General features: G+C 46.0%; 9 protein-coding genes. 3 read left to right on the top strand and 6 right to left on the bottom strand.

Going from position 1 to position 14,727, the window contains the following annotated elements:
• Positions 1–126: 126 nt before the first annotated feature.
• From JMY03_RS01840 to JMY03_RS01825, 4 genes are all read right to left on the bottom strand, one after another.
• Entirely contained in the window at positions 127–975 is an 849-nt protein-coding gene (locus JMY03_RS01840; RefSeq protein ID WP_201600515.1) for a DUF2382 domain-containing protein, read from the bottom strand.
• A gap of 430 nt (positions 976–1,405) precedes the next feature.
• A complete protein-coding gene (locus JMY03_RS01835; protein ID WP_201600512.1) occupies positions 1,406–2,587 on the bottom strand; it encodes a thiolase family protein in 1,182 nt (393 codons plus the stop codon).
• A 144-nt stretch (positions 2,588–2,731) separates the two neighbouring features.
• Positions 2,732–4,051 (bottom strand): homoserine dehydrogenase, encoded by a 1,320-nt coding sequence (locus JMY03_RS01830; protein ID WP_201600509.1) that lies wholly within the window; start codon positions 4,049–4,051, stop codon positions 2,732–2,734.
• Between the two features lie 248 nt (positions 4,052–4,299).
• Complete coding sequence (locus JMY03_RS01825; protein ID WP_390879988.1) at positions 4,300–5,067, bottom strand: DsbC family protein; 768 nt, start codon at positions 5,065–5,067, stop codon at positions 4,300–4,302.
• Between the two features lie 509 nt (positions 5,068–5,576).
• Between JMY03_RS01825 and JMY03_RS01820 the strand changes: the two genes are divergently transcribed.
• Positions 5,577–6,521, top strand: coding sequence for a DUF808 domain-containing protein (locus JMY03_RS01820; protein ID WP_201600503.1), 945 nt, complete (start codon positions 5,577–5,579; stop codon positions 6,519–6,521).
• A gap of 115 nt (positions 6,522–6,636) precedes the next feature.
• Here the strand turns inward: JMY03_RS01820 and JMY03_RS01815 are convergent, their stop codons facing one another.
• The gene (locus tag JMY03_RS01815) at positions 6,637–10,566 is read right to left on the bottom strand and encodes an Rne/Rng family ribonuclease (RefSeq protein ID WP_201600500.1); all 3,930 of its coding nucleotides are present in this window, start codon (positions 10,564–10,566) and stop codon (positions 6,637–6,639) included.
• Between the two features lie 1,057 nt (positions 10,567–11,623).
• Here JMY03_RS01815 and JMY03_RS01810 point away from each other — a divergent pair.
• Positions 11,624–12,634 carry an RluA family pseudouridine synthase gene (locus tag JMY03_RS01810; protein WP_201600497.1) on the top strand — a complete coding sequence of 337 codons (1,011 nt, stop codon included), beginning with the start codon at positions 11,624–11,626 and terminating at the stop codon, positions 12,632–12,634.
• An 81-nt stretch (positions 12,635–12,715) separates the two neighbouring features.
• On the top strand, positions 12,716–13,420 hold the full coding sequence (locus JMY03_RS01805) for an HAD-IA family hydrolase (protein WP_201600494.1): 705 nt from the start codon (positions 12,716–12,718) through the stop codon (positions 13,418–13,420).
• A 388-nt stretch (positions 13,421–13,808) separates the two neighbouring features.
• On the opposite strand, the gene yihA is transcribed toward JMY03_RS01805, so the two are convergent.
• Positions 13,809–14,567 carry a ribosome biogenesis GTP-binding protein YihA/YsxC gene (gene yihA / locus JMY03_RS01800; protein ID WP_227675449.1) on the bottom strand — a complete coding sequence of 253 codons (759 nt, stop codon included), beginning with the start codon at positions 14,565–14,567 and terminating at the stop codon, positions 13,809–13,811.
• Positions 14,568–14,727 lie beyond the last annotated feature (160 nt).

The raw sequence follows: 14,727 nt of genomic DNA, 5'->3' as shown, positions 1-14,727 counted from the left end.
ATAGCTGATAGTAGTAAGCTCACTCTGAACATAAAAAAAGACCAGAGACTAGCTCTGGCCTTAATCTACTGAGATGACTCAGCTGCTTCTAACTATCATAACGTATTTTATGAGTAGTTTAGCTTATTACATACCACGAGCGCGGCGGACATCTTCGGCAGTGATATCGTCACGACCATATAAGTTACCTTCACGGTCAACGACATTACCTTCGTCATTAACATCAAGCTCTTCGCGCTGAATGGTTTCAACGATAGTTTCAGTATGACGCTCAGTCGTTTTACCAACGCTAACTTCTTCAGTGACGTAAGTCTCTTTACCAACGCGAGCACGTTCTGCTTCTAGCTCTACTTCGACAGTTTCGCTTGCACCGGCATCACCGATTTTACGGTCAGTAACACGGTCTACGTTAGTACGCTGAATATTAACATGCTCTTCTTCTAACTCAACATTGACGTTACGCTCTTCAGTTACGACATGCTTACCCACTTTAACTAAACCTGCAACGATACGATCTTTATTTACCGTTAGTCGTTCTTCTAGTAGCTCTAGAGTGTTTGGCGCATCATAATGGGTGTCGTCAATTTCTACACGCTCTTCAGTAGGCACAGTGTCGGCTACAAAAGCCTGACGATCTTTTTCGTACTGCTCTTTATAGCTGTACTGATAATCGTGATCATAAACTTCCATCGCTTCTACTTGTGATTTGGTCAAGCTATCAAAGAAAACATCATCACCAACAATACGTGCGAGACCTGCAGGTACCAATACTTCTTTTGAGCTGAACCAGCCGCCTACGTCGACGATTAAGTAGCGAATACGACCAGTAGTATCTTCAACTAGAGCGCCATCGATTTTACCGATTTTTTCTTCGTTGACACCATAAGCAGTTTTACCAGTTGGGTCATAATAGTCATCACCAATTAGGTCACGGTGAGTCGCTTGGATATCTTGTAAACGGATAAGTTGGCTCATTATTATCTTCCTTTTATATGAGTTAATTTTTATTGAAAATGAAAATTTGAATGATAAATACTAATACTTAGAATATAGCAATCAAAATCTTAAAAGCTGATCTGATGGCCGCTAATTCTGTAAAATCTGTAAAATTTCAGTTCAGTAAGTGAATTAGTTATCGTTAATTACCTCACCTCAACTGGTTATTAGAATAACAAGAGCACGGGGCAGGGGGTATATAAGCGAGGTAGCAAAATGTGCGATAGACGTAAAAGCGTGTAAAAGGCTGTAAGCGCTATAACATGGCGAAGGTATAAGTTAACGCTTGTTTACAGTAAATATTTTTTTGTGCTGTTTTTGGGATTTTGACTAAAATAAAAAACCGCATAGCTTGAGCTGATGCGGTCATAATGAACAAATGGTTAGACTAAAAACTGAGCATTTTGCTCTATGGTAGTTCGATAGCCACTGCTACCGCTTCGCCGCCACCGATACATAGGGTCGCGATGCCTTTTTTGCCGCCAGTACGTTGTAGCGAGTTGATTAAGGTGATCAAGATACGTGCTCCAGAGCAGCCAACAGGATGACCCAGCGCACAAGCACCGCCTTCAACGTTGACTTTGCTATGTTCGATATTGAGCTCGTCCATAGCCGCCATAGTCACCATAGCAAAGGCTTCATTAATCTCCCAAAGATCGACATCAGCAACAGACCAACCTGCTTTATCTAAGACCTTTTCGATCGCTCCTATAGGCGCGATAGTGAACTCGCTAGGATGACGAGAGTTTGAGGCAGTAGCGATAATACGCGCTTGAAAATCTAAGCCCTCATCTTTCGCCTGCGACTCTTTCATTACCACTACTGCCGCGCCGCCATCTGAGATGGAGCTGGCATTGGCGGCGGTGATAGTGCCTTCTTTGGCAAACGCAGGACGTAGCTTAGGAATGCGCTCGGCATTAGCAAGCCCTGGCTCTTCGTCGGTATCGACAGTTTGCTCGCCTTTACGAGTCTCGAAAGTGACTGGCGTAATTTCGTTCTCGAAATGACCATCTTTGATCGCAGTCAACGCGCGATTTAGCGATTCAATAGCAAACTCGTCCATTTGCTCGCGGCTATAGCCTTTTTTATCTGCCATCTCTTGCGCAAACTGACCCATAAGCTTGCCGGTTTCGGCATCTTCTAGACCATCCAAGAACATATGATCTTTGACTTCTTTATGGCCCATACGGTAGCCTGCGCGCGCGCCTGACATGATATAAGGCGCATTAGTCATCGACTCCATGCCGCCAGCCACAGCAACATCAAAGCTACCGGCTTTGATACCGTTATAAGCCTCCATCACCGCTTTCAGGCCAGAGCCGCAAAGCTTATTGATAGTAACCGCGCCAGTACTATCTGGTAAACCGGCTTTGCGCATGGCTTGACGAGCAGGACCTTGACCCAAACCTGCGGTCAAAATACAGCCCATAATCACTTCATCCACACTATCTGCGCTGACACCCGCGCGCTCAACAGCGGCTTTGATAGCAGCGGCGCCTAAGTCAGGTGCGCTGACGTCTTTTAGAGCGCCTTGAAAGCCGCCCATCGGCGTCCGTGCGCCATTGACGATTACGATTGCATCATTTGACATAGTTTTTCCCTTTTTTGATATTCGTTATTAATAGCTAGCAATAGCCATGCTTTTATTATAAGGGCTAAAGGCTTGCTTTAAAATGCTAAACCACGTACTAGGCATTCTGCAAAAAAAGCTAGCCACTAATCGATTAAGCCGCGGTTAAGTCAACTCGTCCAAGCGAATACGCACCACTTTATCCGTGATAGTCTCTAAGTTTTCTATCTTTTCAATCGCTAGGTTCATCTGACTCTCGACCACTGGCAAAGTTAAGATAATGACTGGCACTTGGCCGGCTTTATGCGCAGGCTTTTGCAAAATAGCATCGATATTGATACCAGCATCGCTGAGTATACGCGTAATATCTGCCAGCACCCCTGGATTATCAAAAGCATGCACACGTAGATAATACCCGCTAGTCATCTGCTCTGCTCGTAAGATGGGCGTATCAGATAGCTGCTCCGGCTGAAACGATAAGTGCGGCACATGTTTGGCAGCCACGTCACTACCAAGTACGCGTACCAAATCCATGACATCGGCCATTACCGCAGAAGCGGTCGCACCTGCACCAGCGCCATCACCATAATATAGCGTCTGACCGAGTGGATGTGAGTTGACCAATACTGCGTTTTTGACGCCATTGACGTTCGCTAATAAAGCATCTTGCGGAATCAGCGTCGGATGGACACGCAGCTCAATACCTGCCTTATCACCGTCTCCATCACGGCGTACCGCAAAACCGACGTGCTTGATACGGTAGCCCAGCTCTTCGGCATAGCTGACATCCTGTAAGGTGATATCGGTAATACCTTCGCAATAGACTTTATCAAACTGTAGCGGAATACCAAAAGCAATAGAGGCGAGCAGGGCAAGCTTGTGCGCCGCATCAATCCCTTCAACATCAAAAGTCGGATCAGCTTCTGCGTAGCCAAGCTCTTGTGCTTCGCTGAGCACATCAGCGAAAGGACGACCCTTATCGCGCATCTCGGTCATGATGAAGTTGCCCGTACCATTGATGATACCTGCTAACCAGTCGATTTTATTAGCCGCTAAAGCCTCTCGCATCACTTTAATAATCGGAATACCACCAGCGACCGCCGCTTCATAAGCGACATGAACATTATTGGCTTCTGCTGCCGCGAAGATCTCATTACCGTGCTCAGCAAGTAGCGCTTTGTTGGCAGTGACCACATGCTTACCGTTATTGATGGCTTGCAGAATGACGTCTTTGGCAAATGTCGTACCGCCGATCAGCTCAATAACAATATCAACATTATTGCTGGCAGCAACTGCCATCAGGTCGCTGTTTTGGGTGATAGCAGGGTCGATATCATCACGCTGACGACGGGTGCCGACTTCAGTGATGGTAATATCGCGCCCACTACGGCGTTTGAGTTCGTCTAAATTGTCATTTATCAAATGGACGACGCCAGTACCGACAGTACCGAGTCCAAGTATCGCTAGTTTTATGGATTTACTCACAGTATCCTCGATGAAATAGATGGATAAAAATTCAAACTAAAAAGAAAAGCTTAATCGACTCTAGGTTGCATAGCCGTATTATAGTGATAAACGTATCATACCGATAAGCAAAGGTGGCGTCTACCTAACGCGCCGCATCAATGTCACTTGACATTTACTATTGCTATTTGCTTTTTTTAATCAAGCGCCCTTATTTATGCAGGCGCTATGATTGAGCGTTACTATAATGGTAGGGCAATGGTATGGTCTTAATTGTTAAGCGCAGCTTCAGCCAATTGCGCCGCTGGCAAGTAGCCACCAATCTGTTGACCCGATTCAGTAAAGATGGCGGGCGTACCGCGCACGCCTAAGCTTGCGCCTAACTGCATGTGCTTAGCCACAGGACTCTGGCAGGCAGGTGCTGAGATATTGACACCTTCATTTTTTGCTTGGTCCATAGCCTGTACGCGATCGTCGCTGCACCAAATGGCTTCCATAAGCGGAATACTGGCTTCACTGCGTGGCCATGCCAAATAGCGAACTTCGATACCGCGGGCATTGATGTCATCCATCTCAGAATGCAGCTTAGTGCAATAAGGACAATCAGCATCGGTGAATACATAGACAACCGCTTTGGTTGCTCCAGTAGCCGGATAGATAATCAGCTCATCTTTATCAACCGCTTCTAATACTTGTTGGGCATTAGAAGCCATAAGTGCGGCGCTGATATCGACAGGCGCGCCGTCACCTATGCTGATGATTTGTCCTTGAATGATATGCTTGCCAGCTTTGTCAGTAAAGAAAGAAGGTAGACCCTCAGCGCTGACCCAGTAGATATCATCCATAGCGGTAGGCACAGCTGAAGTCACAGTCTCTTCAATGCCAGAGGCGTCTAGGTTAGCTTGCAAAGCGCTCACTACTGCCGCATCGTTATCAGGCGCAGCTGCTTGGGTGCTAGTAGTAATCTCAGGGTTGGTCGCGTCAGCGGCATTGTTCGAACATCCCGCCGCTACCACTACCAGTAAGGAGCTCATCATCGCTCGCGTTAGTTTGCTGCGTACAGAGTTATGAGCAGGTTTATAGCTAGCCGCGTGAGCTTTTGGAAAAGGGAGTACAGACATATAACGTTTCCTATAAGCGCTAGCGCTTATCTATGGTTTGGTAGTAGAGGCAGATAAAGCACGAATAAAGCTTAAATAAAATCTGAGTAAAATCTAAATAAAACATTGTATCTTAACATATTTTATTAAATAGGCGCTAAGTGAGGTATTTTTACTTTAGCATCACCTAAAAAATAGACAGTATCAATATGAGTATCTGTGTCACCAGTATCCGTATCGAATTTTATACAGCCTTTGTAAGGAAATCAAAAATAAAATACATTGTTACTATGTAATGTCATTCTGGTTATGTCATCATTAGCTAGGTTTTCTATGATTAAGCTAATAATAAAGATATAGATAAAGTAAGCGCAGAGAGACATAAGTGTCGGTATACCGTTATTGGTTGACGCATAATTATAAATTCATAATTTTAAGGAATAAATATGGCAGGTGGTAGTTTATTACTCTTGCTCGATGACATCAGTATCTTGATGGATGATGTCAGTGTCATGACCAAGATTGCAGCAAAAAAGACAGCGGGCTTAGTAGGGGATGATTTGGCATTGAATGCCGAGCAGGTCACAGGCGTCAAGCCAAACCGTGAACTACCTGTTATTTGGGCGGTTGCTAAAGGCTCTTTTGTTAATAAATTGATTTTGGTACCAGCAGCGCTATTAATTAGCTACTTTATACCTTGGTTGATTACGCCGCTGTTAATGATAGGGGGGTTGTATCTCAGTTATGAAGGTGCAGAAAAGGTCATTCATAAGTTTTGGCCGAAGCTATTACCGCATGATGAAGAACAAAATGCTCGCCTGCAAGCCAATGCCGATAGCAATATCGACTTAGTCGCTTTTGAGAAGGATAAAATCAAAGGTGCTATTCGTACTGACTTTATTTTATCGGCTGAAATTATAGTGATCTCTTTAGGAGCGGTGACTGCAGCTGGCGGCGATATCTTACAAAAAGCGTTGGTCTTATCTATTATCGCTATCGTAGTGACAGTCGGTATTTATGGCCTAGTCGCTGGTATCGTAAAGATTGATGATGCAGGCTTGCATCTGATTGAAAACTCTAACGAGGGTAACATAAAACATAAGTTCGGTGAGTTGATGCTATCTGCTGCACCAAAGCTTATGAAGTTTTTATCGATAGCTGGTACGATAGCGATGTTCTTAGTCGGCGGCGGTATTATCGTCCATGGTATTGGCTTTTTACATCATAGTGTAGAAGATATTGCCCACTTAACAGGTGTCTTTGAGGGGCTGACTAATGCCTTATTAAATGGTGTTATCGGGTTTGTGATTGGCACTATTATTGTTGGTATTTTTACTATCGTTGGTAAAATACGCGGCGACGATGATGATCCAAAGTCAGCTGCACATTGATTTGTCATCAAAAGCACTCAGCAAATAAAGAGTCTTGACAAGCAAAAGCCCCGATAGTTCACTATCGGGGCTTTCTTACTGTTATTGCTGTTATTGCTTGCACGAGCAGCTGATATTAGCTATCTGCTGGTTTGTTGTCATGCTCAGCTTCCGCCTTTTCTGCTTGCGTAGGCTTTTTATGCTCAGTCTTTGGCTTACGCGTGCGTGCTTTGGGCACTTTTGGCGTGGTCAGATTAAACATGCCGGTTTGTGGCAATAACTGCTCAGCCACATTTTCGATCATGTTTTTATAACTGGCGATAGTCGTTTTTGACTTCTCCGCTCCCGCACTGTCTGCCGCTGCCGTCTCACTATCATCAGTAGCAACTTCAGCAGCTGTACTCTGCTTTTGAGCGTCCTCACTAGCAAGCGCCTGCTCCTCTTGCAGTAGCTGCTCGCTCTCGGCGCTGATGTTTTCAGCTTGCGCCTCTCTTGATAGCGCTGCCGCTTCTACGTCATCAGCGTCCACTTCACTTGTATCGCCTGTAACTTCAGGCACAGTCAAAGTCGCTTGCTTAGTCGCTCCTTGATAGTCAGGATGCTGACCACGAGGATCGTTACTTGCGCGCTGAGTGATAGGGCGCGGTGCTACTGAGGTTTTGCCTTGCTCTACTGCCACTTGGCTAGTAGCGCTAGTCATAGCGGCAAAACGCTGCAAATAATCGGCACTTAGCGAGTCATAGCCATAGTTGCTAAAGCTAAAGGTGCTGATATCGACAGTAGCAGAGCTAATGTTTTGCTCAGCAGTACTGTCTTTGGCACCCTCCGCTTGCTGTGAGTGCTCAGCTATCGCAGCAATGAAGCAAGCAATTACGCCTTCATCGGCTAAGCGCTTCTCAGCCGAAGCGAGAGTCGCGCGAATAAAATCGCCAACCGAGCCGCGAATGCTAGGCGTAGAGCCGATGGTAGCAGCCGCTGAGTCGTCCGCTGGCGGCTGCGCATTTGCTAGCTGCTGACGACGCACGACGCGTGGATCATTGCTGGCTTGCCCGTATTTATTGGCCGTGACATAACGCGCTGCAAATAAACTATCATGGTCAAGCGCAAAAGCGCCGCTTGCATCAGTAGTCGCTTCTTTACGCTTGCTCGTAACAGCATTGTCAGCGTTATCAGCGTTCTGATTACTATCCGCCGGCTTCACGTTTTCCGCTTTTCCGCTAGCAGTATTTTTATCAGCTGCTAAGTTTGGCGTTTGTTCGCGATTATCTGCATTCTCTTTAGCCGTCGTCTGACTCGCTTTTTGAGTGTCAGACTTAGGACTGGCCGTTTGCTTATCTGCTTGCTTATCCACTTTCGACGAGCGAGCAGCAGGCGCTTTGCTATCATCTAACGATAGATGCACGACTTCTGGCGTCTTGAGCTGCACGGGCGCTTCATTGACCTGTAAGGTGACTTCGTTGGGGTCTTGCTTACGGCGAGCATTAGCTTGAGCGCTATTGTCATGATGACGCGACTGGCCGCTTTGCTTAGCACTATTTTGCTTGGCGTCCTGTACTTTAGCTTGCTCAGCAGAGCTAGATTTTGCTGTAGCGTCTAGCGTCTCACCGCGCGCAAGCGAACCACGAGAGCTGCGTTTGCTATGCGGTTTGCGCTTAGCAAGAGTCTGCTCATCAGAGTCGGTACTGCGCTGATCGTTTTGACGCTCATTACTGCTATGGCGATCATTGCCGGTGTTACGCTCACTATGACGCTTATCAGCGCTGTTTTTATTGTCGGCTTTGCTATCTTGGCGACTGCCGTTAGTAGCGTTATTAGCAGTACTGTCATTATCGTCTTGACTGCGGTTGCTACTTGCGCCATCGCGTTGCTCTTTTCTTTGCTGCGCCTTTGACGACTGCGAAGACTTAGGCTTACGAGTCTTACGGCGACGTCTATCATCGCCTCTGCGGTCTTTATCGTCGCTTTTGTGTTGACGCGTTTGCTGACGATCAGAACCTGAATTCTCATTGCTTTGCTCTTGAGTTTGCACGCTTGCCGCTTCGTTTTGGCTTAAAGCGCTGCTATCGGTTTGACCCAGTGAGCCTAAGCTCTGCGCGCCAGTGTTGACTAAGGCTTCTATGGCTTCTGCGGCATCGCGACTACTGACATTAGCGACTTTAGCTTGCGGTGCCTGCGCAAATAGGTTGGATAACCAAGCGACAGCTTGCGGCTGCGCGGCTGTGCTAGTCGCTGCGGCTTGGCTAGCAGCGCTTGAGGCGTTCCGGCCGCTTTGATTACGATGCTCGTTACTGTGATCGCTGTGGTTGTTATTGCTATGGGTCGCCGTACGATAAGCGGACTGTTGCGCGCTTTGAGTCCGGCTTTCATTATTATTTCGGCGGCTACTTTGCGAGGTATGCGCCTGACGCGAGTTTGCACTATCGCTTTGAGCCTTATTTTGGCTGCTTTTACTGGGGCTATTGGACTTTGAGTTTTGACGAGGCTGACGCGTTGGCTGCTGTTCTGGGCGCTCATTTTCGGCCGTTTGCCAGTCGACATCGTAGCCCAAATCGCTATGCTCTTGCTGCTGAGTATCAGTGATACGCTCGTAGCTTGACGGCGCAAAGCCATCGCGATTGAAGTGCAATTTGAAGTTCGGCGATTCTAAATGCGCATGCGGCAAAATAGTAATGCGCGTACCGCTGTCTTGTTCAAGATAGACTAAGCTGTCGCGCTTTTCATTTAGTAAAAAGGCAGCGATATCAGTTGGCACTTCGGCTTGTACTTCACCTTGACGCTCTTTTAGCGCAATCTGCTCGATTTGTCGCATAATCGATAGCGATAATGAGCGCAAATCACGAATCATGCCGTTACCATGACAGCGCGGACAGATGTAACCGGTCGACTCCTCAAGGGACGGGCGCAGACGCTGACGACTCATCTCCATCAAGCCAAACTTAGAGATATCACCGAATTGCACGCGCGCGCGGTCGTATTTGGTGGCATCAATCAGCCGTTTTTCGACTTCTTTTTGATGCTTGTTATCATTCATATCGATAAAATCAATGACAATCAGTCCGCCCATATCGCGCAGGCGCAGTTGACGAGCGATTTCATCGGCAGCTTCTAGGTTGGTATGATAAGCGGTCTCAGCAACGTCCGAGCCTTTAGTCGATTTGGCTGAGTTGATATCGATAGAGACCAGCGCTTCGGTTTGATCAATGACGATAGAGCCGCCTGAGGGCAGGCGTACCTCGCGCTGATAAGCGGTTTCGATCTGCTTTTCGATATTGAAGCGCGAGAACATTGGCTCATAATCGGTATATTTGCGCAGTTTTTCGGCTTGTGTTGGCATCACCGCATCGATAAAACCGGCCGCTTCCACGTAGGCGTTTTCGTTATCGATCCAAATCTCGGAGATATCATCACGTAGATAGTCGCGTACCGCGCGGGTTACGACGCCAGCTTCTTGATGCACCAGGCGCGGTGAAGGGTACTTTTTATTTTGCTCTTGAATCGCTTGCCAAATATTGAGCAGATGATTGAGGTCGTGCTGCAAGTCTTCTTGCGTTTTACCGATACCGGCGGTACGGATGATGACGCTCATGCCTTTTGGTAGGTCAAGATTGCCGAGCATACGCTTCATATCTTCGCGCAGCTTACCTGATATCTGACGAGAGATACCGCCACCACGTGGGTTATTAGGCATTAGTACTAAGTAACGCCCAGCCAATGACACGTAAGTCGAAAGCGCTGCGCCTTTATTACCGCGCTCTTCTTTTTCAACTTGTACGATGAGCTCATCGCCTTCTTTGATGAGTTTTTTGATGTTTTCATCACGGGGATTGCCGCTTAAGTATTCGGTGGAGATCTCACGAATAGGCAAAAAACCTTGGCGCTGTGAGCCATACTCGACAAATACCGCTTCTAACGACGGCTCAACACGAGTGACGTGGCCTTTATAGATATTGGATTTTTTTTGTTCGCGGGTACGATTTTCTAAATCGAAATCGTATAGGTGATTGCCTTTACACAGGGCAACACGAATCTCTTCGTTTTGGGTAGCGTTGATCAAAATGCGCTTCATATTTATATCCTATGAGGACGCGCAAGCATGACAAGCTAGGTGTTAGGCTGATGGGCAAGTAGAGCTGATGGTGATCTCAACACTTATAAAAATGTTTATAAAATAATATAACGTTTAGCCTAGCGTATTTACTTTGCAACTCTTGTACAGCCAGTCGTTAGGATAAACGATCCGTTTACATACGCTTCTTAAGAACTAAAAGGCTTTATCAAGCTCCTGATAAAATCTAGAGGGTGTAAAGCTATAGATTCTACTTTTTAGCGGCAGTCACAAAACTGTGATTTAAATAGGCTTCTAAAATCGATTGTTCTAACCTTGGTTGTCCTGACATAGTTGCCATTATAAGCAAACCAGCAAAACGATAAGTTTTTCGTGTTGAGCAATCAGTGTCCTTGATACAGTGCTTGAAAGCGTTCAGTTGACAACAGTGGTTGTAAGTCACGCGTTGTCAGTTTAGAGCTGCAAAAAAGGCTATCTATTATTTTATAAGTAAAGCATTCATTATAATGAGCGTTTTTTCGATAAGGTATAGCGGGACTTCAGGTTAGCGGGGCGTACTTGGCAAACAAAATAAATATTCAAGTGTTAGTCACCCTATTTTGCAGCGTAGTTCAGCACCTTTTTCGGTACATTTTAGGCATGTATACTAATTTGTATTATTAATACTCATGCTTATACAGTGATGCAAATAGGGACTAGTATAGCTACTAAGCTGTAGGTAGGATGTCGTCGCTACCGGTTCAATCTGTTTGACCGCCAATAGTTTTTCAACTAATTGAGTAAGTCAGCTATTCATTATCCGTTCAAACTACTCTTACTTGCTCAATAGCGCGACCTTGACTGATGAATAAGCAGAGGGTTGTAAGTCCTCATCTAAACATAAGTTATTATTTAAGCTGTCATTATGCGCGTATTAAGTAAATGGTATTTGGTTTATTAGCAAATATCTTGCTTTAAAATCGGATGAGACGCGTAGCATTACCGCCACTCGTGCTCAACATGCTAAACTATAACAAATCTTTGTGTAAATACCTAACTAAAAATGACGAATTCGACAATGACCGATGATAAACCTAGCCATGACGCTCCTGTAATATTCAATAGTAAAACCCGTCCGCAAAGCGCTGACGACGAAATTGGTAATTTTGCTAAGGTGAATTACTTAGAAGTCACCCGCCATCAGCATGATCAGCGTTTAGATAACTTTTTGCTGAACCGCCTAAAAGGTCTACCAAAAGCGCATATCTATAAGATGATTCGCTCAGATGAGGTGCGCGTTAATAATAAACGCTGCAAAGCTCATGATAGGGTGCAGCGTGAAGACGTGGTGCGTATTGCGCCGGTACAATTAGCGACTCGCGAAAAACCTATCATCAGTACCGAATTTGCCGAGAGCCTGTTGGCGCGTGTGGTCTATGAAGATGACGGATTGATAGTGCTCAACAAGCCCTCGGGCATTGCGGTGCACGGCGGTAGCGGTCTTGATTTTGGCGTCATCGAAGCCATGCGCGAGGTCACTGGCAAAAAGTATCTAGAGCTGATTCACCGTATCGATAAAGATACGTCAGGGCTGCTCATGATCTCCAAAAAACGCTCTACGCTTAAGGCTTTGCAGCAGCACTTGGTTGATAAAACCATTCAAAAGCACTATCTGTGTATTGCCAAAGGTCAGCCGGTGATGGGCGAGCAGCGTATTGATGCGCCACTGCTGCGCTATACGGTAGCTAATGGTGAGCGCCGCGTCAAAGTAGAGGCGCAGGACGAGCAAGCCAAAGACAGTCAGACTGATATTATCGTTCATAGCCGTTTTACCATTAATGAGCAGCCGGTCAGCTTAATAGAAGCCAAGCCGCTCACCGGTCGTACTCATCAGATACGTGTGCATTTAGCGCATATTGGCCACGCCATCTTAGGCGATGATAAATACAACGTCCATGACAAGTCAGGCGTCCATCGTCTCTGCTTGCATGCTTGGCGTTTAGATATCCCAGGTTATGAGATGATTACTGCGCCGCTACCAGATGAGATGGCGGACTGGCTCCCTAAGCAAACTCAGTTACCAAAATAAATTGAGCTATTGAGCTATTGAGCTATCCGGCTATAATTTTGAGAAGCAAATGAATAGACAAGATAGATTAAAGGCCAATTTATGACCGAAGCTACTATTGAGCGCAGTATCCCCACCACCGATTTATCCCCTGAGCATCATTTAGCCCATAAAGCGCTTATTATCTTTGATTGGGATGGGACGTTGATGGATTCAATCGGGCTAATCGTTGAAACCATGCACATCGCCGGTGAAGCGCATGGGTTTTTCACCGATGATAAAGCCATCAAAGATATCATTGGCTTAAGTTTACTGAGCGGCATTGAGATACTCTATCCGCAGGCAAGCGCCGAGCAGCAGTTGGCTATCCAGCAAAGCTACGCCGATTACTATATTGCTAATAGCCCGCGCACACCTTTTTTTGCGCCGATAGAAGCTATGTTAAAAAATCTAAAAGCTCAAGGGAAACAGCTGGCGGTAGCGACAGGCAAAAACCGTCGCGGTCTTGACCGCGTGATATCAGCCTCTGCTAGCGAGCATTATTTTATAATGACCCGCTGCGCTGATGAAGCAGGCTCCAAACCTGATCCGCAGATGCTCCATGATATTTTAGGCTTTAGCAAACAGCCGGTCAGCCGTGCGGTTTATATTGGCGATAGTATCTATGATATCCAAATGGCAAATCGTCTAGGTATGACTAGCATCGCGGTCGATTATGGCACTGCAACTCATGCAGAGCTTGCCGCGCAGCAGCCCACTTATCAAGTTCAGACGCCTGAGGCGTTAGCGGAGTTATTGTCCAGTTAACTCAAGCACGGCGAACAAACTCTAAAAAAACAGGCTACCTTATTAAAAGATAGCCTGTTTTTTTGCTCAATAATTAGGGCGTGTTGAACATTCACAAATGCGCACTGCTGATAGCTAAAATAGTTCTAGTCTAAGTGAAAATTGCAGATAATGCTTATTGCATTGGCTAGATTTTCGCAACGACTAGGGCGATTTTAGCATCAGCCCTCACGACAACAACGGGGACAGGACTATTTTTTGCCGCTTTATTGATAAAAATAGACGCTTAGAACGACTAAACTTACCATTTTTATCTGCAAATCGCCTAAAAAATAGTCTCTGTCAGTGCCATGGTCGAATGTTCAACACGCCCTAGTATTTAAACAAGCAGATTCAACGGTTACTCATTTTAGTGCTCACTATTATTACTGCTAGAGCCGCCCACTTCAATGTCATTAGTTTGTGTTGTAACCGTTTCGCTAGCTTCTTGCTCGATAGTACCATCTGCCCCAAGCTTGTAGTCGTACCAATGTCCCATCACTCCGGCCAGCTCTTCTAAACCTTCTTTTCTCAGCGCAGAGAACAGCTGAATACTGCAATCTAAGCCGATTTTTTTGAGGTGCTTACGCATATTGAGCAAAGCGTTTTTGGACGCGCCGTATTTGAGCTTATCAGCTTTCGTTAGCAAGATATGAACGGGCAGCTCACCTTCTTTTGCCCAGTGCAGCATTTGCTCATCAAAGTACTTCAAGGGATGACGAATATCTGTCAGTAGCACTAAGCCTGCTAGGCTCTCACGCGAGACTAGATATTCCTCAAGCTCCACTTGCCACTCTTTTTTCATCTCCAGCGGTACAGCGGCATAGCCATACCCAGGCAAATCTACCAAGCGTCTATCAGTATCGCCAATTTTGAAAAAGTTAATCATTTGCGTGCGCCCCGGCGTCTTAGAGGAGCGAGCAAGCTGGCGCTGATTGGTCAACGCGTTGATAGCGGATGATTTACCAGCGTTTGAGCGACCTGCAAATGCAATCTCCAATCCAGCATCAGGAGGGCAGAGGCGAAAAGTAGGCGCTGAGGTCATAAACTCAGTCTGCTGAATGCGTTGACGCGATTTGGTATTAAATACGGCGTGCTCACTAGCAACGTCGCTGTAAGGGGTGCTCATAACGGACTCATTATTGAAATAATTAATAGAAGCATTATATCAATAACCGCCCAACATTAAAGCAAATAGGTATTTAAGATGACTCACAGTGCGTAAATGAGTTGATGGCGCTAATGATACTAAATGTTGAGCTCAACGATAGCTTACTGCTTTTGCTCCT

This window comes from Psychrobacter submarinus (assembly GCF_904846685.1).
Classification (GTDB): domain Bacteria; phylum Pseudomonadota; class Gammaproteobacteria; order Pseudomonadales; family Moraxellaceae; genus Psychrobacter; species Psychrobacter submarinus.
This window is presented reverse-complemented; position numbering and strand designations above follow the sequence as displayed.